24 protein-coding genes are annotated in these 26,187 nt (G+C 70.4%); 16 read left to right on the top strand and 8 right to left on the bottom strand.

Features of this window, described 5'->3' with window-relative positions; all coding sequences use genetic code 11:
• Nucleotides 1-179: 179 nt before the first annotated feature.
• The 5 genes from arr (at nt 180) to ACFC51_RS30510 (ending at nt 6,101) form a co-directional block, all read left to right on the top strand.
• Nucleotides 180-590 (top strand): NAD(+)--rifampin ADP-ribosyltransferase, encoded by a 411-nt coding sequence (gene arr, locus ACFC51_RS30530; protein WP_376376734.1) that lies wholly within the window; start codon nt 180-182, stop codon nt 588-590.
• Between the two features lie 329 nt (nt 591-919).
• Nucleotides 920-3,148: a telomere-associated protein Tap gene (gene tap, locus ACFC51_RS30525; RefSeq protein ID WP_376531920.1), complete on the top strand. Its 2,229-nt coding sequence runs from the start codon at nt 920-922 to the stop codon at nt 3,146-3,148.
• A 7-nt stretch (nt 3,149-3,155) separates the two neighbouring features.
• The gene (gene tpg, locus ACFC51_RS30520) at nt 3,156-3,713 is read left to right on the top strand and encodes a telomere-protecting terminal protein Tpg (protein ID WP_376531918.1); all 558 of its coding nucleotides are present in this window, start codon (nt 3,156-3,158) and stop codon (nt 3,711-3,713) included.
• A gap of 247 nt (nt 3,714-3,960) precedes the next feature.
• Nucleotides 3,961-4,839 carry a sigma-70 family RNA polymerase sigma factor gene (locus tag ACFC51_RS30515; protein ID WP_376531916.1) on the top strand — a complete coding sequence of 293 codons (879 nt, stop codon included), beginning with the start codon at nt 3,961-3,963 and terminating at the stop codon, nt 4,837-4,839.
• 428 nt (nt 4,840-5,267) lie between these two features.
• The gene (locus ACFC51_RS30510; protein WP_376531915.1) at nt 5,268-6,101 is read left to right on the top strand and encodes a PIG-L family deacetylase; all 834 of its coding nucleotides are present in this window, start codon (nt 5,268-5,270) and stop codon (nt 6,099-6,101) included.
• A gap of 296 nt (nt 6,102-6,397) precedes the next feature.
• Here the strand turns inward: ACFC51_RS30510 and ACFC51_RS30505 are convergent, their stop codons facing one another.
• On the bottom strand, nt 6,398-7,417 hold the full coding sequence (locus tag ACFC51_RS30505) for an aldo/keto reductase (RefSeq protein WP_376531913.1): 1,020 nt from the start codon (nt 7,415-7,417) through the stop codon (nt 6,398-6,400).
• Nucleotides 7,418-7,442: 25 nt separating this feature from the next.
• The gene (locus tag ACFC51_RS30500; RefSeq protein ID WP_376531911.1) at nt 7,443-8,336 is read right to left on the bottom strand and encodes a helix-turn-helix domain-containing protein; all 894 of its coding nucleotides are present in this window, start codon (nt 8,334-8,336) and stop codon (nt 7,443-7,445) included.
• Nucleotides 8,337-8,877: 541 nt separating this feature from the next.
• On the opposite strand from ACFC51_RS30500, the gene ACFC51_RS30495 reads away from it, so the two are divergent.
• The 4 genes from ACFC51_RS30495 to ACFC51_RS30480 all read left to right on the top strand — a co-directional run bounded on the left by ACFC51_RS30495 (nt 8,878) and on the right by ACFC51_RS30480 (nt 15,179).
• On the top strand, nt 8,878-9,762 hold the full coding sequence (locus tag ACFC51_RS30495) for an aldo/keto reductase (RefSeq protein WP_376531909.1): 885 nt from the start codon (nt 8,878-8,880) through the stop codon (nt 9,760-9,762).
• A gap of 507 nt (nt 9,763-10,269) precedes the next feature.
• Complete coding sequence (locus ACFC51_RS30490) at nt 10,270-12,330, top strand: phosphocholine-specific phospholipase C (protein ID WP_376376718.1); 2,061 nt, start codon at nt 10,270-10,272, stop codon at nt 12,328-12,330.
• 276 nt (nt 12,331-12,606) lie between these two features.
• Nucleotides 12,607-14,064, top strand: coding sequence for a Gfo/Idh/MocA family protein (locus ACFC51_RS30485; protein WP_376531907.1), 1,458 nt, complete (start codon nt 12,607-12,609; stop codon nt 14,062-14,064).
• A gap of 113 nt (nt 14,065-14,177) precedes the next feature.
• Nucleotides 14,178-15,179, top strand: a complete 1,002-nt coding sequence (locus tag ACFC51_RS30480; RefSeq protein ID WP_376381039.1) for an NEW3 domain-containing protein — start codon at nt 14,178-14,180, stop codon at nt 15,177-15,179.
• Nucleotides 15,180-15,419: 240 nt separating this feature from the next.
• Here ACFC51_RS30480 and ACFC51_RS30475 read toward each other — a convergent pair whose 3' ends face one another.
• Nucleotides 15,420-16,145, bottom strand: a complete 726-nt coding sequence (locus ACFC51_RS30475; RefSeq protein WP_376381036.1) for a dienelactone hydrolase family protein — start codon at nt 16,143-16,145, stop codon at nt 15,420-15,422.
• Nucleotides 16,146-16,301: 156 nt separating this feature from the next.
• Nucleotides 16,302-16,481, bottom strand: a complete 180-nt coding sequence (locus ACFC51_RS30470; RefSeq protein WP_376531905.1) for a hypothetical protein — start codon at nt 16,479-16,481, stop codon at nt 16,302-16,304.
• A 235-nt stretch (nt 16,482-16,716) separates the two neighbouring features.
• Here ACFC51_RS30470 and ACFC51_RS30465 point away from each other — a divergent pair, with 235 nt between their 5' ends.
• The 5 genes from ACFC51_RS30465 (at nt 16,717) to ACFC51_RS30445 (ending at nt 20,709) form a co-directional block, all read left to right on the top strand.
• Nucleotides 16,717-18,285 (top strand): glycosyl hydrolase family 65 protein, encoded by a 1,569-nt coding sequence (locus ACFC51_RS30465; RefSeq protein WP_376531903.1) that lies wholly within the window; start codon nt 16,717-16,719, stop codon nt 18,283-18,285.
• Between the two features lie 265 nt (nt 18,286-18,550).
• Nucleotides 18,551-18,997 carry a TIGR03618 family F420-dependent PPOX class oxidoreductase gene (locus ACFC51_RS30460; RefSeq protein ID WP_376531901.1) on the top strand — a complete coding sequence of 149 codons (447 nt, stop codon included), beginning with the start codon at nt 18,551-18,553 and terminating at the stop codon, nt 18,995-18,997.
• A gap of 234 nt (nt 18,998-19,231) precedes the next feature.
• Nucleotides 19,232-19,462: a hypothetical protein gene (locus ACFC51_RS30455; RefSeq protein WP_376381027.1), complete on the top strand. Its 231-nt coding sequence runs from the start codon at nt 19,232-19,234 to the stop codon at nt 19,460-19,462.
• Nucleotides 19,452-19,709 (top strand): hypothetical protein, encoded by a 258-nt coding sequence (locus tag ACFC51_RS30450; protein ID WP_376381024.1) that lies wholly within the window; start codon nt 19,452-19,454, stop codon nt 19,707-19,709. The genes ACFC51_RS30455 and ACFC51_RS30450 overlap by 11 nt, the downstream gene beginning before the upstream one ends.
• A gap of 94 nt (nt 19,710-19,803) precedes the next feature.
• Nucleotides 19,804-20,709, top strand: coding sequence for an NAD-dependent protein deacetylase (locus tag ACFC51_RS30445; RefSeq protein WP_376531899.1), 906 nt, complete (start codon nt 19,804-19,806; stop codon nt 20,707-20,709).
• A 261-nt stretch (nt 20,710-20,970) separates the two neighbouring features.
• Here ACFC51_RS30445 and ACFC51_RS30440 read toward each other — a convergent pair whose 3' ends face one another.
• Both ACFC51_RS30440 and ACFC51_RS30435 read right to left on the bottom strand, forming a co-directional pair.
• On the bottom strand, nt 20,971-21,387 hold the full coding sequence (locus ACFC51_RS30440; RefSeq protein WP_376531897.1) for an SRPBCC family protein: 417 nt from the start codon (nt 21,385-21,387) through the stop codon (nt 20,971-20,973).
• A 53-nt stretch (nt 21,388-21,440) separates the two neighbouring features.
• Nucleotides 21,441-22,454, bottom strand: a complete 1,014-nt coding sequence (locus ACFC51_RS30435; protein ID WP_376531895.1) for an aldo/keto reductase — start codon at nt 22,452-22,454, stop codon at nt 21,441-21,443.
• 155 nt (nt 22,455-22,609) lie between these two features.
• On the opposite strand from ACFC51_RS30435, the gene ACFC51_RS30430 reads away from it, so the two are divergent.
• Nucleotides 22,610-23,506, top strand: coding sequence for a LysR substrate-binding domain-containing protein (locus ACFC51_RS30430; protein ID WP_376379168.1), 897 nt, complete (start codon nt 22,610-22,612; stop codon nt 23,504-23,506).
• 132 nt (nt 23,507-23,638) lie between these two features.
• On the opposite strand, the gene ACFC51_RS30425 is transcribed toward ACFC51_RS30430, so the two are convergent.
• Complete coding sequence (locus ACFC51_RS30425; RefSeq protein WP_376379165.1) at nt 23,639-24,232, bottom strand: hypothetical protein; 594 nt, start codon at nt 24,230-24,232, stop codon at nt 23,639-23,641.
• Nucleotides 24,233-24,412: 180 nt separating this feature from the next.
• Here ACFC51_RS30425 and ACFC51_RS30420 point away from each other — a divergent pair, with 180 nt between their 5' ends.
• A complete protein-coding gene (locus ACFC51_RS30420; RefSeq protein ID WP_376531893.1) occupies nt 24,413-25,051 on the top strand; it encodes a hypothetical protein in 639 nt (212 codons plus the stop codon).
• Nucleotides 25,052-25,379: 328 nt separating this feature from the next.
• Here the strand turns inward: ACFC51_RS30420 and ACFC51_RS30415 are convergent, their stop codons facing one another.
• The gene (locus ACFC51_RS30415; protein ID WP_376379159.1) at nt 25,380-26,177 is read right to left on the bottom strand and encodes a helix-turn-helix domain-containing protein; all 798 of its coding nucleotides are present in this window, start codon (nt 26,175-26,177) and stop codon (nt 25,380-25,382) included.
• Between the last annotated feature and the right edge of the window lie 10 nt (nt 26,178-26,187).

The following is a 26,187-nucleotide window of genomic DNA, read 5'->3' as shown; positions in this document are numbered from 1 at the left end:
CCGGCAGTACCTGCTCACCGTTCCCACGCCCCGGACGTACGCCGAGTTCCGGCTGGATCGCCCAGGGCTGTCCACACCCCCCGGCCAGGCTAGATGATCTTGATCGGGCCGCTCCGGTCACGGCGTCCGAGCGTCCCGGATCACGCCGTCGCGAGAGCGTGGCTTGATAGCCTGTGCCGATGGACAAGGTGCTGGACGAGGGGCCGTTCTTTCACGGCACAAAGGTCGAGCTGCAGGTCGGCGATCACCTCACCGCAGGGTTCCGGTCCAACTACCGGCCCGAGATCGTGATGAACCACATCTACTTCACCGCGTTGCGCGACGGGGCGGGACTCGCCGCCGAGCTCGCCGCCGGCGACGGGACCCCGCGCGTGTACGTCGTCGAACCGACCGGGGCGTTCGAGAACGATCCCAACGTCACCGACAAGAAGTTCCCCGGCAATCCCACCCGCTCCTATCGCAGCAGGGAAGCGCTCCGGATCACCGGTGAGGTCACGGACTGGACGCGACAGACGCCCGAAGCACTCCAGGTGTGGCGAGACCGGCTGGACGCGATCCGGCTGGACGACCGCGCCGAGATCATCAACTGAAGGCCGCCCGGCAGAAGAGCCACACACCACACCTCCCGTCAGCAGGTCACAGCTTGCGTGGACGACGACTTCCGAACACGGTCGCCAGAGCAGAACACCCTTCGATCGGGCGTACAGGCGGTCGTCCCCGCACTACCGCACCCCTCGTCCCCCTTCTCCGAGTAGGCGCGAGCAAGATGTTCCTGCAGTCGGACATGCCGGAACTGGTACACGGCATCGGGCGCCGGCGACGACCCGGCCTTCGACTGCGTTCCATGTGCGATTCATGAGCGATTCGGTGCGCGAAACGGAGGGTGGTCGGCGTAGGCTACCTGGCGGAGGTGTCCTCGGTGTCCACGGAGAACGAACTGTTCAGTGCGGTCGACGCGCTGCTGGAGCAGGTCGCTCAGGATGAGCTTCCGGCCCCTGCGGAGCGTAGGCGTCTGCGGGAGGCGGCAGGCCTGAGCCAGGCTCAGATCGCGAGTGCGCTGGACGCGCGCCGGGAGGCGGTGGGGAACTGGGAGACGGGGCGGACCGAGCCGCGGTCACCGAAACGTTCCGCGTACGCACGGCTGCTCGAAGGCCTCGCCGCACGGTTTCCCGCCCCGGCTCCCGGCGCCGGGTCCCCGGACGTGGAATCGAGGCCCCCGGAAGGAGACGTGCTTGCCGCGAACGCACCGGTGGCCCCACCCGCCTTCACCGGCACAGCAGCGGAGTCCGCTCCGGCACCCGCCTCGGACCAGCAGCCGCGCCAGGACACTCCGGCCAGCGACGGGACCGGGCCGGCTCCCAGGTCGCGGCGTCCCGGCGCGAGGAACGCGGCTCCGGCTGCCGCCCCACCGGACACCGATCCGCGGTTCGAGAACGGGCCGCTCGCAGTCGTCGACGTCGAGGACGAACAGGCGGTGGCGTACTGCGTCGGCGGCCTGGTCCTGGACGTGCCGGCGACGTCGATCGCGGCTCTGGTGGAGTGGACCCTGCGCGAGGCGAAGCTCGGGCAGCCGAAGATGTCCGGGCCGGGCAAGGACGCCGACCCTCTGATCGTCCTCACCGGGGCGGCCTGCGAACGCTTCGGTCTGCCCACCACGCTCACGGACGAGGAGCGGATCACCGGACGGCTGCCTGAGGGCCACACGGTACTCGAGCAGCTGGCCCGCGCGGAGTGGCGGCTGACGAAGCGCGGGTTCGGTCCGTGGGCGCGGATCTACCGCCCGGCACAGGGCTCGGTGCGGGCCTGCGTCCAACTGTGCATCCCGTCCTGGAACGCCCTGGACGCCCGCCACTGGGGTGGCGCGGGGCAGCTCCCCCCGGCGGAACTCGCCCGCCTCCTGGGCACGTACGCGTCCCGGGTGATGACGCCGCGCGGCTCGACGGCGGTGACCGGCCTGGAGCTGATGACCACGCTGCACCCGGCGACACGGGCTTCCGAGCCGGACTCCGACGGCACACGGCACTCCGAGCGCAACCCTGGTTCGCTGGGGAGGGAGCCGGTGGACTGCGCGCCGTGCGAAGCCCCGGACGGCCACCCGCTGCTCCGCTCCCTGCCGCGCTTCCACGTCCGCGGCCCGGCGGAGAAGCTGTTCGAGGAGGCCTACGACTGGGCCCGCCCGCTCACGGACGCCGAATGCATGCGCCGTCACCTCGTCGGCATCGACGTGAACATGGCCTTCGCCGCCGGAGCGAACGGCCTTGCCGTCGGTCTCGGAGCGCCCACACACGTCCGGAACCCGGCCTTCGACCCCAAGCTTCCGGGAAGCTGGCTGGTGGACCTCGCGCACGTCGACCTGTCCCGGGTGAGGCTCGGCAAGGACAGGTGGACGGAGCTGGAGGGGGATCTGCTTCCCAGCCCGTTCACGCCGAAGGGCGACCGTCCCGAAGGGCCCGCCTGGTACGCGACGCCGACCGTCGCCTACGCCCAGGAGCTGGGCTACGAGGTACGCCCGTCGGAGGCGTACGTCCGGTACGAGAACGGCCGCTACCTGGACGGCTGGTACAACCGGCTGCGCGATGCCTACCTCGCCACGATGGCCGATCTCGGTGTCGGCACCGAGCTGTCGCCGGAGGAGTTCCTGACTGCGATGGACGGCTACCGCAGCCGTGACCCGGAGCTGGCGATCGTGGTGTCGGCCGTCAAGGCCACCGTGAAAGGCGGGCTGGGCAAGCTGCGCGAACGGCCACGGGGCGAGGGCTGGCGGCCCGGCGAGCCGTGGCGCGCCCTGTCCCGTCCCACCTGGCGGCCGGACATCCGTGCCGCGGTCATCTCCCGTACCCGGATCAACCTGCACCGGAAGATCGTGAAGCACGCGGCGTTCACCGGCCGGTATCCGGTCGCGGTGCTCTCCGACTGCGTCGTGTACGCGGACGACGGCGGCAGCCCGCTGGACTTCCTCCCGTACCGGGAGGGCAAGCCGCTGCCAGGCGGCTTCAAACTCGGGGTGAACCCGGGTTTGGTGAAGCACGAGGGCACCCAGACCGTCCTGTGGGGCGAGGGTGTGCGGGAACGGTTCGAGGCACCGGAGCTCAACCTCGCCCGGTACATCAAGGACGGCAGTGTGACCGACCAGGACAACGGGGAGTAGGCGGGCGATGAGCACGATCGGGGACGGCCTGGACCAGGCGGTGCAGAAGGCGTTCACCCGCCCGGTGCCGAAGTCGGCCGGCGCGCAGATGCGGTACCTCGTGAAGCAGTACAAGGGCACACGGGCCGTCGCCCAGATGCTGCGCGTGTCCCGGCGCACCGTGGAACGGTATGTGAAGGACCAGATCAGGACCCCCCGCCCGGACCTCGCGGCACGTCTGGAGCGCGAGGTGAAGGCGCGTTGGCAGCCGCAGATCCGGGCGAGGGCCAAGGAGAAGGCCGTGACCACGGGCGGCATCGTCATCGACACCAGGGCGCGGCTCGGCTACGTCGCCCCGATCGGGTCGACGGACGAGGACCGGATCCGGCACCTGACCGTCGCCCTGCCTCCGCAGCACGCCGCCCGCCTCTTCGAGGCCCAGGCCCAGGGCGCCGGGGACGACCGCTTGAGGGAGATCACCGCCGAGGCCCTCAGGGAGACCTACTTCCAGGACGGCGGCCGCCGTGCAGGCTCCCTGGAAGAAGTCCGCTTCACGAACATCGAGCACCTGGAGTTCGACCTGTAGCACCCCACGGCAGCTGTTGATCCGGCTGCTCGCGCAGGTGTACCAGCGCGAGGAGCTTCGGGTCCACGCGTTCGGCGGCGAGCGCCCTGTGGAGGTACTGGTATCGCGGTCCGCACAGCGGCGCTGTTCGCTTTCCGGTTCTCGAGTCGGTTCTCCCTGAGGAAGGTGCGCTCCTTGATCGGAGTTACGTTCCGGGGCCGGAGCCCGTCACCCCTCTGACGGAACAGTTTCGAGGAAGGCGAACACCATGGCCCAGGCACACCCCACGGATCCGGTCGTCGCTGCCTTCGAGTCCCACCGTGGTCGGCTCCGAGGAGTCGCCTACCGGGTGCTCGGTTCGCACGCCGACGCCGAGGACGTGGTCCAGGAGGCGTGGCTGCGTCTCTCCCGCCAGGACACCGGGGCCATCGACAACCTCGGCGGCTGGCTGACCACGGTGGTCGGCCGCATCAGCCTCGACGTCCTGAGGTCGGGCCGGACCAGGCCGCACGTCCCCCTGGACGACGGGTTGCCGGAGTCCACCGTGACGCTCGACGAAGCTCCGGGGCCGGAAGACCTCGTGGCACTCGGGGACTCCGTCGGCCTCGCCCTCCTCACGGTCCTTGACACGCTGCGCCCCGACGAACGGCTGGCGTTCGTGCTGCACGACGTGTTCGCCGTTCCCCATGGGGAGATAGCCGAGATCATCGGCAAGTCCGCGGACGCGACCAGGATGCTCACCAGCCGCGCCCGCAGGAAGGTGCGGACAGCGCAGCAGCCGACGGCCGGCGTGCGACAACAGCAACGCGAGGTGGTCCAAGCCTTCCTGGCCGCTGCCGGCGAGGGCCGGTTCGAACGGCTGCTGCAGGTGCTCCACCCCGAGGTGAGGTTGACCGTCCATGCTCCGGACGGTCGCTTCGTCACGCTCGGAGCCACCGAGGTCGCCACTCGCGCGCGGGTCGCCGCAAGCGCGGCGCGCGGACATGCGGCGACGGTCGACGGTCGCCCCGGCGTCATCTCCTGGAGCGAGCAGGGCACCCCTCTTTCGGTCCTCACCTTCACCGTCGCCGATGGCCGCATCACCGAGATCACCGCAGTGATCGATCCGGCCGAGCTGGCGCTCATGAGCCTGCCGGACCCTGTATGACCTCACGCAGGCGCAGGCCGATCGTCATCGACACGATCCGTGCCCGGACGTCCTGTGCTCACCCGGTGTCCCCGGCCGCTCACGGCTCCCTCCGCGGTGTGGCGTCCGGCGGGACGAGCCGGGCGGTGTCGCCCGCAGCGCCCTCACCATGCTCGCCCACATGTACCCGGCAGTCGCCGCTCATCAGGACCGGGCCGAAGCCGGCCCCGTCGGCATCCGCGGTCGCGGTGCCGGTGGCGACCGGTCCGGACCTGTGAAGGTGAAGAAGAACGGCCCGGCGCAGAACCAGCCGTCCCACCGGGAACAGCCGGTCCGGCCTGCGATGTTGCACCGACCGGGGTACCGGAGTCGCAGATCCGGGCCCCGGGATCGCGGAACACCCGCCCGCGTACTCGTACCAAGGCACATTGATGCAGGAGGACCTACTCATGACTGACCGGCCTTTGACCCTCATGGCAGTGCACGCCCACCCCGACGACGAGGCCACCGGGACCGGTGGAGTCCTCGCACGGTACGCGGCGGAGGGCATCCGCACGGTTCTCGTGACCTGTACCGACGGCGGTTGCGGCGACGGGCCGGGAGGTGTGAAGCCGGGCGAAGCCGGGCACGACCCGGCCGCCGTCGCCACGATGCGCCGTCGGGAGCTCGAGGCCAGCTGTGAGGCCCTGAAGATCAGCGACCTGGAGATGCTCGACTATGCCGACTCCGGGATGATCGGCTGGCCGAGCAACGACGCCCCGGGATCGTTCTGGCAGACCCCCGTGGAGGAAGGCGCCACCCGGTTGGCCGAAATCATGCGGCACTACCGGCCCGACGTGGTCGTCACCTACGACGAGAACGGCTTCTACGGCCACCCCGACCACATCCAGGCCCACCGCATCACCATGGCCGCCCTGGAGATGACGTCGCTGACGCCCAAGGTGTACTGGACGACCATGCCGCGCTCGATGATGCAGCGCTTCGGCGAGATCATGGGCGAGTTCCACGAGGACATGCCGGAGCCGGATCCCGCCGAGGCCGCCGCGATGGCCGAGATCGGCCTCCCCGACGACGAGATCACCACGTGGGTGGACACCACCGCGTTCAGCGGCCAGAAGTTCGACGCCCTGGCCGCGCACGCCAGCCAGGGCGAGAACATCATCTTCCTCAAGATGGGCAAGGAGCGGTTCGGCGAGTTGATGGGCGTCGAGACCTTCCTCCGTGTCCAGGACACCACCGGCGCGACCGTACCCGAGAACGATCTCTTCGCCGGCCTGCGCTGATCCAGACGTCCAGGAGGACGGGACCGGAGGCCTCATCGGCTGCACGGCACGACACCCGACCCGGCGGTCCGCGTCTGTCCGGGCGGACCGCCGACGGAACCGGAGCCACCCGGGCCGTCGCGCGAACCGGTGGAGCACGGGGGCGCCGGCTCCGTACCGGGCGCGTCGGCCCGTTCCATCGGCACCGGATCGGTCCGAAGGCCGGCCGTGACCGGACCGATCGGGCCCTCCACCGGCCTCGGCGGGGAGGGAGGGCCGGACTCACGGGGTCGCCGCAGATGCGGATACGCGCGACGTCAACGACGCCGCTGGTCCGGTCGCAGCTCGAAGTCGCCGTAGCTGTTGTCGACCGGGTTGACCGTGACTCCGGGGGCGACGATCTCGTCGACGGCGTCGAGCACGTCCGCCGGAAGCGTGACGGCGGCTGCGGGCAGGAACGCCTCCAACTGCTCCATGGTCCGGGGTCCGATGATCGCCGAGGTGACGCCGGGGTGGTTGATGACGAAGGCGACGGCGAGCTCGATCAGCGTCAGGCCGGCCTTCTCCGCCAGGACGGCGAGTTGTTCGGCGGCGTCGAGCTTGCGCTGGTTGGCGGGTACGTCCATGTCGAAACGGGCCTGGGGGCGTGCCGCCGAGGCAGGTCCCCCGGAGGCGTTCTTGCGGTAGCGGCCCGAGAGCCATCCGCCGGCGAGCGGGCTGTAGGTGAGGGTGCCCATCCCGTGGCGGCGTGCCGTGGGCAGAACGTCCTCCTCCACGCCGCGGACCAGGATCGAGTACGGCGGCTGCTCGGTCACGAACCGCTCCAGGTGACGTTCCCGGGCGGCCGACTGGGCCTCGACGATCCGGGAACCGGAGTACGAGGAGGAGCCGATGTAGCGGACCTTTCCCTGGTGCACGAGGTCGGAGAGTGCGCCGAGGGTCTCGGAGACGTCGGTGTCGGGGCTGGGGCGGTGGACCTGGTACAGGTCGATGTGATCGGTGCGCAGGCGGCGCAGGGAGTCCTCCACCGCGCGCATGATCCAGCGCCGTGAGCCTCCTCGCCGGTTGGGGTCGTCCTGGTCCATCGGCATGAAGAACTTGGTCGCCAGGAACACGTCCTCACGCCTGGCCTCGATCGCCTTTCCGACGATCTCCTCCGAGACGCCGCCGGAGTAGACGTCCGCGGTGTCGACGAAATTGATGCCCGCGTCGAGGGCGCGGGTGATGATCCGTACGGAGTCGGCCTCGTCCTCGTTGCCCCAGGGGCCGAACATCATCGCGCCCAGGCAGAGCGGGCTGACGTGGACACCGGTGCGGCCGAGCGGTCGGTACTGCATGGAGTGGTCCTCCTCGTTCGTGCGGTCAGTCGGTTCCGGACGGGACGACCGTGCCGGTGGTCGTCCAGCCGGCGAGGAGGCCGAGGGCCTCCCGCTCCGGGGAGTCGGGTTCGGGCGTGTAGAAGGTGAGCCGGAGTCCGGGGTCGTGCGGCAGGTCCATCGCCTCGCAGGGCAGGACGAGTCCGCCGACGAGAGGGTGGTGGAGGTTCTTCACCCCGGAGCGGTGGAACTTCACGTCGTGGCGTGCCCACAGGCGGGCGAAGTCACCGCTCCGGGTCGTCAGTTCTCCAGGTCGGTCAGGCCCTTGTCGTGCGGAGCCCGGCCCGTCTCGGTGCGCAGGAAGGCGACCGCGTCGTCGGCCCCCTTTGTCCCAGTCGGCCCGGAACTCCTTGCTCGCGGCGTCCAGGAACATGAAGCGGGCGCTGTCGACCGGCCCTCGCTGGGCGAACAGCGGCAACTCGAAGACCGGGGCGCACAGTGCGCGGCCCAACGTGTCTGCGGCCACGATGTCGAGCCGGGCGTTGCGTACGAACGCCGGCACGCCCGTCATCGAGTCCAGCAGCCGCAGGATCGTGGGGCGGACCCGCGAGGAGGTCACCGTGGTCCGCCGGCCGGACGGTGTCGATGCTCGGTCCAGGTCGTAGAGGTGCGTGAGCGCGGCCTCGCTGAGATGGAGGGCGTGTGCGAGGGACTCGAGCACCGGATCCGAGGCCCCGGAGAAATTTCCGCGTTCCAGACGGACGTAGTAGTCCACGCTCGTGCCCGCGAGCAGCGCGACCTCCTCACGGCGCAGACCGGCGACGCGGCGGTGTTCGCCGTAGCCCGGCAGTCCGGCCTGTACCGGGGTGATCCGTGCCCGCCGGGTGCTCAGGAACTCGCGGACCTCGGCCGCCGGCCCCTTCTTGTCAGGGCCGGGCATCGTCGGACTCCGCCGGGGTGTGCCGCGGAGCCGTGCGAGGGCATGCCGCGGGATGGACGACGGATTCGGCGAGGGCCAGGGACACCGGGACTCCTCCTGATCGGCGTGCATCGTGTGCTGGTCGTTCCACGGTAGGCCGGGGGGCCAGGGCCTGCGAGGTACTGCCGGTACCTGGAAGAGCAGTGACTCCCACGTGCGGGCCGGCACAGGGCTGCCTGAAGGGTGAGGGGAGCGGTCCGGGAAGGAGTCCGGTCACCCGCTCCCGAAGCGATCCGGCCACGGACGGTGTGGCTCAGCTGCTCCGGCACGGGGACTCCCCATCATCGGACGGGAGCGGCGCTGCCGATGGTGCTCCTCGGCGTCGGCGCGTCCTCTCCCCGAGGACGCCGGCGGTCTCCACGGCTCCGCCTCCCCGGAAAAGGGCACCGTGTCGGGCGCAGCGCGCTCAGGCACGGGACCCGACCAGCTGCACCGTACTGAACGCACCGGCTCCCCTGGCAGCCTCGGCCCCGCGTACTCCCCACCACGGAAGGACAACCTGATGCAGACTCTCACCCTCAACAACGGCGTGCAGATGCCCGCCCTCGGCCTGGGCGTGTTCCAGACCCCGCCGGAAGAGAGCCGGGCGGCCGTAGCGGCGGCCCTCGAACTCGGCTACCGGCACATCGACACCGCCGCCGCGTACGGCAATGAGCGCGAGGTCGGGCAGGGCATCCGTGACTCCGCGGTCGCCCGCGACGACATCTTCGTCGAGACGAAGATCTGGATCAGCGACTACGGCTACGACGAGACCCTGCACGGCTTCGACAAGAGCGCCGCGAAGCTGGGCGTCGACCGTATCGACCTGCTCATCCTGCACCAGGCCCTGCCGTCGGAATTCGACAGGACCCTGGCTGCCTACCGCGCTCTGGAGAAGCTCCTGGCCGACGGCAAGGTCCGGGCCATCGGGGTCAGCAACTTCATGGTCGACCATCTGACCGCGCTGCTCGACGCCACCGGCGTCGTCCCGGCCGTCAACCAGCTGGAGATCCACCCCTATTTCCAGCAGGGTGCCGTCCTCGACTTCGACGACGAGCACGGGATCCTCAACCAGGCGTGGTCGCCCATCGGCGGTATCACGTTCTACCCGGGGTACGGGGAGAACCGCAGGAGCGTCCTCGATGACGCCGTCGTCACCGGCATCGCCGAGGCCCACGGCAAGAGCCCGGCGCAGGTGCTGCTCCGCTGGGGCCTTCAGCACGGCCGATCCGTGATCCCCAAGTCGACCAAGCGCCACCGGATCGCCGAGAACATCGACGTCTTCGACTTCGAGCTCACGGCGGACGACATGGCGGCTCTCGACGCCTTGGAGACCGGTAGGCGCGGCGGCCCCGAACCGGAGGCGGTCACCCTCGCGGACTTCGGCCGCGCCATCCCGGAAGCCTGACGCCCTCCTCCCTCGCACCTGCGCGGAAGGATCGCCGTACCCTCTTCCGGCGAGCTGCTCACCCCGGGTCCCGGTGCCTGTGTCGTCCTCTGCCGGGACACGGTCGTACCTCTCGTTCCGGTGCGCGCCGGCCGCGCATCCGGACGGGTCAGGGCGGTGCGGACGGGAGAGGGCGGGCGTCCGCCGGTCCGGCCGGCCGGACCGCGGGAAGACGTCGGCGGCGGGGCGTACGGGCGGGTCGGGCTCACGGCGTCGTGGCGGGCCGGCCGGGTGGGGCGGGATCAGGCCGTCGGGCGATCTGCGTGCCGCCGGGGCCTGTTGTGCGTCGGGGTCCTGCCCTTACCCTCCCACCAGTCGCCGGCATGGGCAGGGTCCGTGACGTCCGGAAGAGCTTTCGTTCTCCAGGTGTACGGCGTGGCGTCACGGGCCCATCCCCGTCCGGTACCCCGGGACCGCTGTCCTTGGGGCCGCCCCTGACACTCCCCCACCATCCAGAGGTCGTCACCCATGACAGAGCTCGACCGTCGCAGGTTCCTGCAGATCGCCGGAGGCACCGCGGCCTTCGCGATGCTGAACGAGAGCATCGCGCGGGCCGCCGCCATTCCCGCGCAGGGCAGCACCGGAACGATCCAGGACATCGAGCACATTGTCGTCCTGATGCAGGAGAACCGTTCCTTCGACCACTACTTCGGGGCGATGAAGGGGGTGCGAGGCTTCGGGGATCCCAGGCCGCTGCTCCAGGACAACGGCAAGCCCGTCTTCCACCAGTCCGACGGGAAGAAGGACGTCCTCCCCTTCAACCCGCAGGTGAACGACCTCGGGATGCAGTTCCTGGAGGGGCTCGACCACGACTGGGCGGGCGGCCACCAGGCCTACAACAGCGGCAAGTACGACGCGTGGGTGCCGGCCAAGACGGCCACGACCATGTCGTACATGACCCGGAAGGACATCCCCTTCCACTACGCCCTCGCCGACGCCTTCACCGTCTGCGACGCCTACCACTGCTCCTTCATCGGAGCCACCGACCCCAACCGCTACTACCTCTGGTCGGGCCACACCGGCAACGACGGCACGGGCGGCGGCCCGGTACTCGGCAACCAGGAGGCCGGTTACGGCTGGAAGACCTACCCGGAGCGGCTGGAATCGGCCGGGGTCTCGTGGAAGGTCTACCAGGACATCGGCGACGGCCTGGACGCGGCCGGGTCCTGGGGGTGGATCAGCGACGCCTTCCGCGGCAACTACGGTGACAACTCGCTCCTCTACTTCAACAGCTACCGCAATGCCCGGCCCGGCAGCGCGCTGTACGAGAAGGCTCGCACCGGCACCGACGTCAAGGCGGGCGGCACGTACTTCGACCGCCTGCGCGCGGATGTGGCCGGAGGTACCCTCCCGAAGGTCTCCTGGATCGCAGCGCCCGAGGCCTTCAGCGAGCACGCGAACTGGCCCACGAACTTCGGCGCCTGGTACATCTCGCAGGTCCTCGACGCGCTGACGGCGAACCCGGCGGTGTGGGCGAAGACCGCCCTGTTCCTCACGTACGACGAGAACGACGGCTTCTTCGACCATGTGATCCCGCCGTATCCCCCGGCCTCCTCCGCCTGGGGCCTGTCCACGGCGGACGTGTCGAAGGACCTGTACCCGGGCGGCGGAGGTTACGCGGCGGGCCCGTACGGGCTCGGTCCGCGTGTGCCGATGATCGTGGTCTCCCCGTGGAGCAAGGGCGGCTACGTCTGTTCCGAGACCTTCGACCACACGTCGGTGATCCGCTTCATCGAGAAGCGCTTCGGAGTGGGGGAACCCAACATCTCACCGTGGCGTCGCGCTGTCTGCGGGGACCTGACCTCGGCCTTCGATTTCGCGAAGGCCGACGCCGCCCCCGCCGTGCTGCCTTCCACGGCGCAATACGTGCCACCGGACAAGAACCGCCACCCGTCCTACCACCCGACCCCGCCGGCCTCGGGCATCCTCCCGAAGCAGGAGGCTGGTTCCAAGCCGACCCGCGCCCTGGGCTACAGCCCCTACGTGGACGGCCGGGCCACCACATCGACCGGCCAGTTCACCCTGACCTTCTCCAGCGGCCCCACCTTGGGCGCCCACTTCCACAGCACCTCGGGCAACCGCACGGACGGCCCCTGGCCCTACACCGTCGAGGCGGGCAAGACCCTCTCGGACACCTGGAGCACCAGCAGTTCCACGGGCAACAGGATCGATCTGACGGTCTGGGGCCCGAACGGCTTCCTGCGCACCTGGCGGGGCCCGGCGAAGAAGGCCGGTCCCGAGGTCACCGCCCGGCACGTGGCAGCCGGTGGCAGCCTGAATCTCAGCATGACCAACGCGGCCTCGGCAGCGGTCAACCTGACGGTGACCAACGCCTACGGCGGCGCGGCTCAGACCTTCAAGGTCAACCCCGGTGCAACGGTCTCGCACACGGTCGATCTGCGCACGACAGCGCGCTGGTACGACGTCAAGGTCCTCTCCGACTCCGACACCACCTTCCTGCGCCGCTTCGCCGGTCACGTGGAGACCGGCGCGCCGGGCGTTTCCGACCCGGCCATCAGGACCGCCTGACGCCTTCCTCGCACCGCCTTGCGGCCGCCGTCGCCCGCACCACCAGGTCCGGGCGACGGCGGCCGTCTGCCATCGGGACGGCCGCTGCCGTCGAGGGGAGAGTCTGCCCTTCGGAGGGCTACCCCGGAAAGACAGTCAGCACGCAGCCGCACACAACTGATTGATTCAATTTGCTCGTAACACGCTTCTTTCGAGCATCTATTGACATGTGACTGGCGTCACGGCCAGAGTCGTCCCCGCCAGTGCTGCCGGTCACGCATCGAGGAGTGTCTCGCCATGCCCGAAATCCCTGCCGTCTCACGCCGCTTGTTGCTCGGAGGAACCCTGGCCACCGGAGCCGTCGCAGCCGGACTCGGATCGGCCACCGGCGCGGCAGCCGCCACTGGCACGACACCCTCGGGGGTGAACACGGAGGGGGCGGTCACTCCCCCTGCCCGCCGCTCTGGCCAGAAGTCCATGATCAACGTGCCGTTCGAGCCGTACGAGGTCGTCCGCGTCGGCGTGATCGGACTGGGCAATCGGGGTTCCGGCATGGCCACGGGCTGGTCCGTCATCCCCGGTTGCGCCGTCACCGCGGTCTGTGACATCCGCGCCGACCGCGCCAAGCGCACGGCCGACGCTCTGGTCTCCGCCGGAAAACCCCGGCCCGCGGAGTACGGCGGATCGGCCGACGCCTACGGAAAGATGCTGCGGCGCGACGACATCGACCTCGTCTACATCGCCACGCCGTGGGAATTCCACTACGAGCAGGGCAAGGCCGCGCTCCTCGCCGGCAAGCACGTCGTCGTCGAGCTGCCCATCGCGACCGAGCTCCGCGAGCTCTGGGACCTCGTGGACACCTCGGAGCGCACCCGCAGGAATCTGATGCTGTCCGAGAACTGCAGCTACGGCCGCAACGAGCTGGCCATGCTCAAGATGGCCCACGAGGGCCTGTTCGGAGACGTCACCAACGGCCACGGCGGGTACCTCCACGACCTGCGCGAGCTGCTCTTCTCCGACACGTACTACACCGACGCGTGGCGCAGGCTGTGGCACACCCGCAGCACCGCGTCCTTCTACGCCATGCACGGCTTGGCCCCGATCGCCGCCGCGATGGACATCAACCGGGGCGACCGCATGACGACGCTGAAGGCCACCGCGACGGCGCCGAAGGGGCTCGCCGACTACCGGGAGCGCTTCGTGCCCAAGTCGCACCCCTCCTGGCGCGAGACGTACGTCAACGGCGACCTGGTGAGCTGTGCGATCGAGACGGCCAAGGGCCGGACCATCAGGGCCGAGCACGATGTGAGTTCACCTCGCCCGTACAGCCGCATCAACACGCTCGCCGGCAGCCGGGGCATCTTCGAGGACTACGCCGGCACGTCGACGACCGGCGGACGCATCTACGTCGAGCCGGACCACAGCGGCCATTCCTGGAGGGACTTCGACACGTACCTCAAGGAATTCGACCACTGGCTGTGGAAGAAGATCGGCGACGACGCCGCGAACAACGGCGGCCACGGTGGCATGGACTACGTCCTCCAGTGGCGCACGGTGCAGCTGATGCGCGCGGGACTGGTGCCCGACATCGACGTGTACGACTCCGCCTCGTGGTGCGCCCCGGTCCCACTGAGTGTCATGTCCCTGGAAAAGAAGGGGCGTCCGGTCGCCTTCCCGGACTTCACGCGAGGCAGTTGGGTCAACCTGCGCTCCGGCCTCGACTCTCGCAGCACGGACATGCCGCCGGTCGCCTGACCTCGCGAGAGCCCTCAGGGCCACCCGGCCCACCCGGCCCACCCGAAGGTTCGGCCCTTCCACCCGGCAGTCACCTTTCGGCATTCGGCATTCGGCATTCGAAGGAGTACGCGTTGAGACCAGCACAGCGGATCGGTGCCCTCAGAGCCCTGGCCGTGGCACTCGCCACGGCCGGCGCGTCCGTTCTCGTCCCCGCCACGGCAGCCGGGGCTGCGTCCGCGGCTCCGGCGGCGGTGGCCGAGGTCAGCATCTCCCCCGTGGACCTCGACGGTCCGGCCATCTCCGCCGTGAAGGTCACCGTCAGGAACGGTGGTCCTCAACGGCTTCGTTCGCTCAAGGTCAGGTTCGCCGGCCCGACCGGCTGGGCGGTACAGCCGTCCGTGCAGGACGTGGGCGGCTCCCTCGCGGCCGGAAGGTCGACCGACGCGACGTTCCGGATCCAGATCCCGGAGAGGCGCCCCGGCTTCGTCATCCGGACGTTCACGGCGACCGCGACCTACCAGGGCGGGGACGGCCGGGGCACAGCCTCCGGGACCCGCACCGAGCGCTCCGGGTCTCCGCTGGAGAATCTGGAGTCGGCGTACAACAACGTCGCCGTCACCGACGAGTCGGCGACCGGTCCAGGGGACTTCGACGGTGAAGGCAACAGCTTCTCCGCGCAGCAACTGGCAGCGGTCGGCCTCCGACGCGGGGCGGCGGTCGAAGCCCTGGGTGCCAGGCTGACCTGGCCCGACGTGGCAGCCGGGACCAAGGACAACGTGGCAAGCTCGGGACAGGCGGTGAAGCTCGCCGGGAAGGGCAGCAAACTGGTCTTCCTCGGCTCGGGCGTCACGAGCGGCGCCACGGGGAGCGCCACCGTGTACTACACGGACGGTACGGCCGACACCGGCACGTTCGGGTTTCCCAACTGGTCCTTCGACCCGGCCGACGCCCACGGCGCGACGCTGGTGAAGTCGACGGACGGACGCAACCGCCCTGACGGCTACGGCAACGCCACGGTGCAGTACCGGGTCTTCGCCCATGCGATCCCGCTCGATCCGGCCAGGACGGTCGAGTTCGTGGTTCTGCCCGCGAACGCGAACATCCACATCTTCGCCATGGCGACGGCGCCGTGACTGCGTAGGGCTCGGTACGGGGCGGGCCCGCCCCGCCTCGTACCGGGGACCCGGCCCGGCACGGCTCCTCGGGTCCAGGGATCTCACCGCTCGAGCACCATGACCTGAACCTGCTCGGCCGCCACAGCTTCACCACCCGGGGGCCGGCCAGTCGGCCTTACGCCCTTGGGCGACCCGGGCGCGCCGAAGCTGGACGAGCACGAGAAGGCGGACAGGAACGAGCGCCGACGGCCGGCCGGATCACAGCATGACGGGGACGCACTCGGCGAGCAGGTCGACGACGTCGCGCCACGCTCGCTGCGCGTGCCGCGGATGGTGGCCGACACCGGGGGGCGCGGCGTGGTCCACCGGCGGGTGGTGGAAGGCGTGCAGGGCCCCGCCGTAGACCGTGAGGCGCCAGTCGACGCCTGCGGCCTGCATCTCGGCGGTGAACGCCTCCCGCTGTGCGGGCGGCATGATCGGGTCTTCCGACCCGACGCCGACCCACACCGGGCAGCGGATGCGTGCCGCCTCGTCCGGTCGTCCCGTGGTCACTGCGTTGACGGTCCCGATCGCGCGCAGGTCGACGCCGTCGCGCCCGAGTTCCAGTGCGATGGCACCCCCGGTGCCGTAACCGACAGCCGCAATGCGGTCAGGGTCGACCCGCGGTTCGGCGCGCAACACGTCGAGCGCCGCGTGGCCGATGCCTCGCATCCGGGCAGGATCGGCGAGCAGCGGCATGCAACGGGCCAGCATCTCCTCGGGATCGCTCAGATAGCGCCCGCCGTGGAGGTCGAAGGCCAATGCCACGTACCCCAACTCCGCGAGGGCCTCTGCCCGGCGGCGCTCGACGTGGCTGGGCCCCATCCCCTCGGGTCCGATCAGGACCGCGGGCCGGCGACCGGTACCGGCCGGGAGCGCGAGGTACCCGGTCATCGTCAGGTGGTCGGCTGGATACTCCACTGCACGCATGGTGACCGTCGTCATGCCTCCGGACTGTAGTGACCGTCCCGTCCGCCCGGGCGGGAGTTCGCCACTGGCAGACAGCGGTTTGTCCCTGCTGCGCCTGCAGGGCTGCGGGGCTGCGACCCGACGGTGCCGCCCCGCCTGTGGGTGGCGGGGCGGCACGAGGTGCTCAGGGTGTCACCAGTTCTTGTGCCGGACGTCTCCGAGGGTGCAGAAGGTGCAGGTGGTGCTCAGGAAGTCCTGTGCGCGCCGGAACTCCTCGTCGGCCAGGTGCCGGCGGAGCCAGGCGGTGATGACATGCTGCCCGTTGCGGGTCGCCATGATGTGGTCGGTGTCGGCGAGGACGTTGAACCACACCGGACGTCGGTGGTGCCGTAGTCACGCTCCACGGTGGGGGTGGCGAAGTCCTCGTCGCCGCGTGGGGTGGACCAGCCAGCCGTCGCCGCGGGGTCCGGAGGAACTGTCCCGGTGTCCCCGACAGCCTCCCCCGGGCCTGGGTAACAGCCTTCCCCTACCTCATTGACAGCGCTTTCCGAGGGGACGAGTATCCCTCCGAACAGTCTTGACAACGTTGTCCTAGGCGGGAGAGTTCATGCAACCGCAGGAGCACCAGGGCGGACTGCCACGGCGGAAGCTGCTTCAGGCAGGCGCCGCACTCGGTCTGGCCGCAGCCGGAACGGCCACCACCTCACCTGTCCGCGCGGCCACGCGGAGCGCGGCGGGACCTCCCGGCATCGAGCGGCCCGGCATCGAGTTCGGCGGTGCACAGGACCAACTGCTCGGCGGCGCGTACCGGTCCGCATGCAAGAACCTGTTGGACATCAACACCGTCCCGTACGACCCGGTGGAGTACAACCAGACGGGGCTCATGACGGACTCGCCCGGCACCTTCATCCGTGCGGGCGGCGGATACGAGCAGCCGTGGACCCGGGACGCGTCGGTCAACTCCTGGAACGCCGCCAGCCTTCTGACACCGGACGTGGCGCGCAACACCCTGTGGGCGGTGTGCAGGCGGCAGGACGACGGCACGCTGATCGTGCAGCAGGACAACCAGTGGTGGGACCAGATCGTGTGGACCGTCGCCGCCTGGAACCACTACCTGGTCACCGGAGACCGCGAGTTCCTCGGCAACGCCTGCCAGGCCGCCGTCAACACCCTGCGCGCCGACCGGGAGCAGCACCACAACGAGAGCTACGGGCTCTTCGAGGGCCCCGCCTTCCTCCAGGACGGGATAGCCGGCTACCCCGCCCCGCCCGCCGATCCGGACAATCCCTCCTCGTTCGTGCTCGACCATCCGGGCACCGACACGATGATGTGCCTCTCCACCAACTGCCTGTTCCACGCCGGCTACCTGGCAAGTGCCGAGATGGCGGAGGAGACCGGCGACCGGCGCACCGCACGGGAGTTCCGGTCGGCCGCTCGTCGGCTGCGCGCTGCGATCAACGCCCATCTCTGGCGGCCGGAAGCCGGTACGTACGGCTACTTCATCCACGGTGCGGGCGAGCGCGCGGGCAGGCTGGAGACGTACCAGGAGGCCAACGGCCTCGCCTTCGCCGTACTGTGCGGGGTCGCCTCACCCACCCAGGCGCGTACGGTCCTCGACCGCACCCACCACGAACCGCGCGGCGTGGTCAACGTGTGGCCGCACTTCGAGCGGTTCGACGACGCGCACCCCGGCCGCCACAACGCGATCGTGTGGCCGATGACGGTGGGCATGTGGGGGCACGCGGCAGCTGTCGGCGGCCGGACGGACCTGCTGGCCCGTGCTGTCACCGACATCGCCGCGCTGGAACACCGGGACGGCCATTTCTGGGAGATCCACAACGCCCGGACGGGTGCGGTGGACGGCGGCTGGCAGAACGCGCGGCAGTGGGGGTCCGAGCCGGACCAGACCTGGTCGGCAACGGGCTACCTCCGCCTCGTCCACCAGGGCGTGTTCGGCGTGCGGCACCAGAGGGACGGGATCCGGTTCGCCCCGCACCTGCCGCCCGGCTGGGGTCCGGTCACGCTGAACGGCGTGCCGTACCGCGGCATGACCCTGGACATCACCCTGACCGGCTCCGGCCACCGGGTGGCCGGAGCCACACTGGACGGGCGTCACTGCACCCTGGTCCCCGCCGGCCTCCGGGGCCGGCACCGGGTCCGTATCGATCTGCGCTGACCCCAGGAGACGGTTGCGGCTGAACACGCGGCCGGACATTGCCACCTGGTCGACCGTCGAGGTGTGAAGGAGCGGCGGGCAGCCACGGGCTGCCCGCCTTCTCGCAGCACGTGCGGGCACTGTTCCCCAGCGTCACCGTCGAGAGGTGCGCGAGGACGCCCACCGGGCAGCCGGCGCCGGACGACCTGTGTGCGTCCTGTGCCGGAACGTGCGCACGGACCGAGCGCCGACCGGCCCCGCCGATCGTGGTTGCTAGCCTCGCGGAATGACTGTGATCTTTGACGAAGCCGTCCGCGCCCGGTTGCTGGCCCCCCATATCTGGTACGTCGGAACCGTGTTCGCCGATGGTGCTCCGCAGGTCAGCCCGATGTGGGTGGACCTGGAAGGCGACGGGGAGCTGACCTTCAACACCTCGGTGGGCCGGGTGAAGGAGGAGAACCTGCGCGGCGACCCCCGCGTCTACCTCTCCCACGCGGACACCGCCGATCCCTTCGACCGCGTGCAGATCAGTGGTGTGGTGTCCCGCTTCATCGAAGGCGAGGAGGCGCACGCACGGATGGACCGCCTGGCCCACAAGTACCTGGGCAGCGAACGCTTCGAGTGGACCATGCCGGGCGAGCAGCGGGTCGCGGTGGTCGTGCGTCCGCTCAAGGTGCGGCACATCGTCGGCGTGGAGCGGTTCCGGCCCGGCGGTCCCGTCCCCGCTCCCTGAACGGCACGGCGCGGGCCCACCGCTCCGTCCCGACGGACTGCCACGGCCGGTAGGGCTCCCGGGCCGCGTGGCCGGAGCCGTACGGTGCCCGCCGGGCCGGCCTGGGGAGCCCGGCGCCCGCAGCACGACGGTCCTCTCTCCTGGCTGAGCCCCTGTTCGTCGTACCGGTCCCGGGAGACCCGCCCCGGCGCTACCGTGGTGGGAACGATGCCAGTTGACAGCCAGGAGCACCGGATGAGCCAGCAGCCGGCCACCTCGCCCGACCGCCAGCCGCTCGACGGGCCCGCCGCCGAATCGGTCCGCGCGTACGCCGCCGCCGAGCGGGCCAAGGCCGACCTTCTTGCCACGGTGCTCGAGGACATCGCAGCGAACGGCTATCCGGCCCCGGAGACAGGGGTCCCGTGGGAGACGGCCCGCGACGCGCACCTCGCCCGCCTCGCGGACGAGCAGCCCCGTGTCGCCTGAGCGGGGGCCGCGCCGTTCACGCGTCGTCACGGTGGAGCCCGCGCTCACCCAGTTGTCCAAACTGACCGCGTCCGAGACGCACCGCCTGGACCGTGCGATCGTCGCGATCAGCGTCAATCCCCAGCTGGGCGCACCGGTGCCCGGCACTCTGCTGCGCGACTACTCCGACGAGATCGACGGCGTCCGGATCATCTACTACGTGACCGCCCTGCAGACGATCACGATCGTCGCGTACGTGGAGGCGTGACGCCCCGCGGCCCCGGCGGGCGGGGATCCCGTCCGCCCTGGTCCGGCGTCGTCGGCGGAAGCGGGTACGGGCAGCGTTTCCGTACCCTGGGGGCATGCGTATGCGCCCTACCCTGAGCTGGACCCCCGCCGAGGACCTGCCGCCGGGCACCACGGATCTGGAGCCTCTCGCGGATGCGCTGGTCTCCCGCGGTGTGCTGGTGCTGAGCGGTGCCGGCATCTCCACGGAGTCGGGCATCCCCGACTACCGGGGCGAGGGCGGGAGCCTGAGCCGGCACACCCCGATGACCTACCAGGACTTCACCGCGGACGCCCAGGCCAGGCGTCGGTACTGGGCACGCAGCCACCTGGGCTGGCGCACGTTCGGCCGGGCCCGGCCCAACGCCGGGCACCGGGCTGTGGCCGCGTTCGAGCGGCACGGCCTGCTCTCGGGCGTCATCACTCAGAACGTGGACGGCCTGCACCAGGCTGCGGGCAGCGAGGGCGTCGTGGAGCTCCACGGAAGCCTGGACCGGGTCGTCTGCCTCACCTGCGGAACGTTCAGTCCACGCCGCGAGCTCGCACGGCGGCTCGAGGAGGCGAATGCGGGCTTCGCCCCGGTGGCCGCCGCCATGAACCCGGACGGTGACGCCGATCTCACGGATGAGCAGGTGGGGGATTTCCACGTCGTGCCCTGCACGGTCTGCGGCGGCATCCTCAAACCGGACGTGGTGTTCTTCGGCGAGGCCGTTCCGCCGTCGCGGGTGGAGCTCTGCAGGAGCCTGGTCCGTGAGGCGTCATCGCTGCTGGTTCTGGGATCCTCGCTCACCGTGATGTCCGGGCTCAGGTTCGTTCGCCAGGCGGATCAGGCCGGAACGCCGGTGCTCATCGTCAACCGGGACCCGACCAGGGGTGACCGGCACGCCCTCACCCGCATCGCGCTCCCTCTGGGCGCGGCCCTCAGCACCGTGGCCGGCCGGCTGGGCGTCCCCGTCGGCGACGGGACGGCATGCTCCCCCTGAGAGGGGGCACGCGGCCGGAGCCCATCGCGACGGCCGGTCCCGCCGTCCTGCGCGCCGGCGAGATCCCGGCTCCGCGCCTTCCTGCGGGACTCCCACGCGGTTGCGTGCACCATCGCCTCCGGCGTCGCTGCCGGTGAGCACGGCCGACGTGACGCCCTGAGCCGGTACGGACAGGGCGCCGCCCCGCCAGGTGCCCGCCCGGCGGGGCGGGTGCCCGGAGCGCGACGGGCGGGGCGGCCGCCGTCCCTGTTCCGGCGCCGGTCAGGGGGCGAGGGTGCGGTGGAGCGCCGCGAGTCCGTGGCTGTAGATGGTGTGGAACAGGGTGATCGCCTCGTCCTCGGTGATCCCGTCCGGTGTGAAGGTGCCGCTCCACTCGACGCGGGACCACGCCTCATCGGGGTCGTGGTGCACGGCGATGGTGGAGAGGTAGCCGGTGACCGGGAAGGGGGCCCTGAGTATGGAGTAGCTGTAGGTGCGGGCCCTGTCGTCGAAGGTTTCGAGGCGCTCGACGATCACGCCGCCTTCGTCGTTGGTGAGGCTGCGGACGCGGCCTCCTTCGCCGAGCTCGCTCGTGGGGATGTAGGGCAGCCAGTCGGGCAGGGTGTCGAACCCACCGATGAGCTGCCAGACCCGGTCCGGTGGTGCGGGCAGGCGGACGGATGCGGTGGTGGTGGCCATGGGAGTTCTCCTTGCGGGTGGAGCGGGAAGCAGGGTGTTCTCCGTACCGGAGGTCAGCGGGCGCTCGGTACGGGGGCGTCGGGGGCGATCAGCTGCTCGTCGCGCAGCGCATTCCAGAAGCCGTCCGGGATGCGCTCGCCCAGAGCGGCGACGTCCTCGGCGATACGGCTCGGCCTGGTGGCGCCGGGTATGACGGCGGCGGTGGCGCGGTGGGCCAGGGAGAACTGCAGCGCGGCGGCCTTGATGCCGACGCCGTGCAGTTCGGCAAGGGCCTTGATGCGCTCCACCCTGTCGATGATCTCGGCGGGCGCGTCCTGGTACTCGAAGTGTCGGCCGCCGGCCAGGATCCCCGAGCTGTAGGGCCCGCCGACGACGATGTCGACGTTCTGCTCGGCGGCGGCGGGCAGCAGGCGCTGGAGGGCGCGGCTGTGGTCGAGGAGGGTGTAGCGGCCTGCGAGGAGGAAGGCGTCGGGCGTGGGCTCGTCGAGACCGAGGGTGAGCTCGAGCGGCTCCACCCGGTTCACGCCCAGGCCCCACGCCTTGATCACGCCTTCGTCCCGCAGCTTCTCCAGGGTACGGAAGGCGCCGGTGCGGGCGGTCTCGTACTGGGCGAGCCACTCGTCGCCGTAGAAGTCCTGCGCGACGTCGTGGACCCAGACGATGTCGAGGCGGTCGGTCTTCAACCGGTCGAGGCTGTCCGCGATGGAGCGCATCGTCGCGTCGGCGGTGTAGTCGTTGACCATCTTGTTGGGGCGGCCGTGTTCGAAGAGGCCGCCCTTCTCGCCGAGGTCACGGGTGGCGGGGTCTTCGGCCTCGTCCTGGATGACGCGGCCGACCTTGGTGCTGAGCACGTACGCGTCGCGCGGGTGGGCGGCGAGGACCTCGCCCAGGCGGATCTCCGCGAGCCCCGCACCGTAGAAGGGCGCGGTGTCGAAGTAGCGGATGCCGTGGTCCCACGCCGCCTCGACCGTGGCTGCCGCCTCCTCGTCGGGAATGGCACGGAACATGTTGCCCAGGGGTGCGGTGCCGAAGCCGAGCTGTCCGGGCAGGAGGGGTGAAATGGCCATGAGTACTGCTCCTCGAGAAGAAAGAGAGAGAAGGGGGCAGACCTCGCTTTCACGAGCATTGCGAGGTCTGTCGGGTGGACGTCTTCGAGGTTAGGATCAACACTTGAGACTGTCCAAGACTCGCTTGGACTGAGTTGAGTCCCCCGAGGTCTTAGATGCTTGACCTGCGACAACTGCGCTATTTCATCGCCGTGGCCGAGACGGAGCACGTCGGCCGGGCCGCCGAGGAGCTGCACATCTCCCAGTCGCCCCTCAGCCGGCAGATCGCCCAGCTCGAGAAGAACCTGGGCCTCACCCTTTTCGAACGCACCCAGCAGCGCATCCGGCTGACCGCCGACGGGCGGGTCTTCCTCACCGAGGCGCGGGCGCTGCTACGGCACGCCGACCGGCTGGAGAACCTCGGCCGCCGCCTGGGGCGCGGAGAGGAAGGGGGGCTGTGCATCGGGTACGTCACGGACGCCATGCACACCGGCGTCCTTCCGGCGGCGCTGCGCACCCTGCAGGAGGACCGTCCCGGCATCCATGTGGCGCTCTACAGCCTGGCCCCGGAGGAACAATTCGTCGGTCTGCGGCAGCGGAGCCTGGACATCGCCCTGGTCCAGCAGCCTCCCGCGGAGAACGATCCGGATCTGCTGGCGGCTCCGCTGCTGGAGGACCCTCTCCTCCTCGCGGTGCCTGCCGGTCACGAGCTCGCGGGCCGTGACGTCGTCACCGCGCAGGATCTGGACGGCCGACCGTGGATCGCCGTCGACAGTTCCCATGAGCCGGCCACCAGGGATGCGTTCATCGCCGCGTGTGTGGAATCGGGCTTCACCCCGGACATCCGGCTCGACGCGCCGGAACCCCTGACGGCTCTGGGACTGGTCGCCTCGGGCCTGGGGCTCGCACTCGTCCAGAAGAGCATGGTCCGAGGGACCACCGAAGGCGTCGAGATCCGTGAACTGCCCTGGCACCAGGCGTCGGTACACCTGTGGGCGGCCTGGCACCGCACCGATCTGCGTCCCGTGGTCGCGTCGTTCCGCGAAACGGTCCTCAGTCATCGCACGGCGTGACCACGCGCAGGCGAGGCTCCAGGGAGCGCCTCGGCCCGTCAGCTCAGGGCCGAGCCGGGGCACGCCCCACACGGGTGCGGCGCCGGTGTGGTCGACGCCGTTCCGAGGCTGCGCGGGTGGCAGGGCCGGGTTTCAGCAGGCGCGTGACCTGTCCGGGAGGTAAGCGGTGACGGTCCACCGCCCACCGTCCCCGCGCTGCAGCTCCGCCGTGGCCCGGTGACGCACCGGCTGGTCTCCGGGGAGCGGGAGGGGCCAGCCCGTCGTGATGTCCAAGGGCTGCCACTTCGACAGATCCAGGCAGTCCTCGACCGTCGCCCGCGACCCCCGCACTCCCTCTCCTGTGTCCAGCACGGCGACCTCCGGCTCGTGACCGACCCGGCCCCGGACCACCATGCCGTCCTTCTTCAATCGGGCCAGCTCCCTCTCGAACGCCCTCAGGACGCCGGGCGCCACGTACCGCTCCAGGTCGGTCCCCTCCGCGGACGCCACCTGCAACGCCTTCATCCGCTCCGACCACATGGCCCGGTACACCTCCCGCACCGCTTCGGCCGGGTCCTTCGGGGGCTTCCCCGCGGTCGGCGCCGCCGGGCTCACCACCGCAGGCGCACCGGCAGGTGCTTTCCCGTCCTCCGTGTCCCCGCCGCAGCCTGCGACACCACCGCAGAGCAGAACCGCTCCGCACACCGCCACCGCACGCACTCCAGGCCGCACCTGTCGATCCGACACCTCAGGCTCCACGTCACTCGCAGTCCGATACAGGTCAACAAGCCAACGACCCTCGGACCGCGACGTCACCGCGCATCACCCGTCTCCCCCGGATCTTCGGCGGGGCGCCCGTCCCGGCCTGGTCCCGGGGCAGGAGACATACGGCCTCACCGCTCCACGACGAACAGTAGGCTCACCGTCATGCATGGTGCGCGGGTGGTGCTGATCGGGGGAACGTCGCATGCCGGGAAGTCGACGGTGGCCCGAGCGGTCGCGGACAGGCTCGGGTTCACCTGCCTGTCGACGGACGGCCTCGCCCGTCATCCGGGGCGCCCCTGGCGGACTCCTGAGCGGGAGGTGCCGGTGCACGTCGCCGAGCACTACGGGTCACTCGCGCTCGATGAGCTGATCACGTCCGTTCTCGACCACTACGAGCATCTCTGGCCACGCGTGGAAGAACTGATCACGTCCTACGCGTGCGCTGACGTCGGCGGGCCCGGACTGGTCCTGGAGGGCTCCGCGCTCTGGCCCCCCCGCGTCGCGGCGCTGACCCTCCCGCGCACGGCGGCCGTCTGGCTCGTCGCGGACGATGATCTCCTGCGGACCCGGATGTACGCAGCCGGCCGGTACGTGGAAGCGACGGATCAGGAGCGGCATCTGACGGACAAGTTCCTGGCCCGGTCCGTGCGCTACCAGGTGTTGATGCGGGATGCCCTCTCCGAACTCGACCTGGATCGCGTGGATGTCGGCGGCGGTCGGCCCGTCGCGGAGTTGGCCGACTCGGTGCTCTCGGCCGTGCGAGCTCAGCACGCGGTGGGGCGTTCGTCGGCCGGTGCGTGACTCCGAAGGTACGTGCAACATGTCGGCAGGGCCGGCGTCGAGGAACTGCCGGACGACGTCGGCTCCGCCGCGGAGCCGAACATCGTTGCCCTGCGCACTCTCGTGGTCCGGCCCGTGGACTCGGCGCCGATGTTGCGGACGTGCACCCTCGTGAAACAGTAGTCAAGGCCCCGGCTCCCTCCTGGAACCGTGCGCGAACGCCGGCTCACCGTGGCACCGGCCCACGCGGCGGTCCTGTCGCCTGGTGGCGCCACGCTCCCGCACCCCTCGTCGTTGGACGCTGCGTTCGTCCCCGGCCGGAGCGGCAGTTGGATCACCTGCCCGTCCGTCACTCCACAGGGCCGGTCGGCCCCTGGGCGAAGCTGTGCCGGGTCGGAGCGTCTGCCGGCAGGAACGTCTCCAGGTGCAGTCCCTCGAGGGCTGCGTCGGTGGCCGTGCTGAGCGTGGCCGAGGTGCTGAAGAAGCGCAGCGGGTGGCCGTCGACGTCGATTTCGAGAGTGACCACCGGCCCCGTCGGGGCGGTGGTGGCGTCGGGGCTGTCCACGTACCCGGCGATCTCCGCGGCGAGCTCGCTGTGGCGGCGGTCATGGGTGCGCTCGGCGCGGTGGCTCACCTGCCGGAGCAGATGGGCGCCCCACACCTCGCGATTACGGATCCGGCGGGCCAGTCCGTCCGGATGCAGGCAGACCCTGACGACGTTGACCGGAGGTTCCAGCAACTCCGGCGCGCAGCCGCTCAGCAGTCGGTCGACGGCGGCGTTGGCGTCGACGATGTCCCAGTGATCGTCCAGCAGCAGGGCCGGGTAGGGAAGGTGGGCGTCGAGAAGTCGGCGCAGGCCGTCCATCACCACGGAGATCGACGCGTCGTCCCATCCGTGGTCCTGGTAGCGCGGTGCGTAGCCTGCCGCCAGCAGGAGCCTGTTGCGCTCCCGCAGAGGTACGTCCAGGTTGTCGGACAGATGGATGATCATCTCCGGCGTGGGGTGCGCCTTGCCGGTCTCCACCCGGCTGAGGTGCCGGGTGGAGACCCGCGAGAGGTTGGACAGCTCCTGCTGGCTGAACCGGCGTCGTTCACGCCAGGTCCGCAACAGCGCTCCGACCGGCGGGGCTTCGAGTGCAACGCTCATGGGGATGAGG

It is taken from the genome of Streptomyces sp. NPDC055962 (genome assembly GCF_042270185.1).
Taxonomy (GTDB): domain Bacteria; phylum Actinomycetota; class Actinomycetes; order Streptomycetales; family Streptomycetaceae; genus Streptomyces.
Note: the sequence above shows the minus strand (reverse complement) of the source record. Positions and strands in the feature narration are given on the sequence as shown.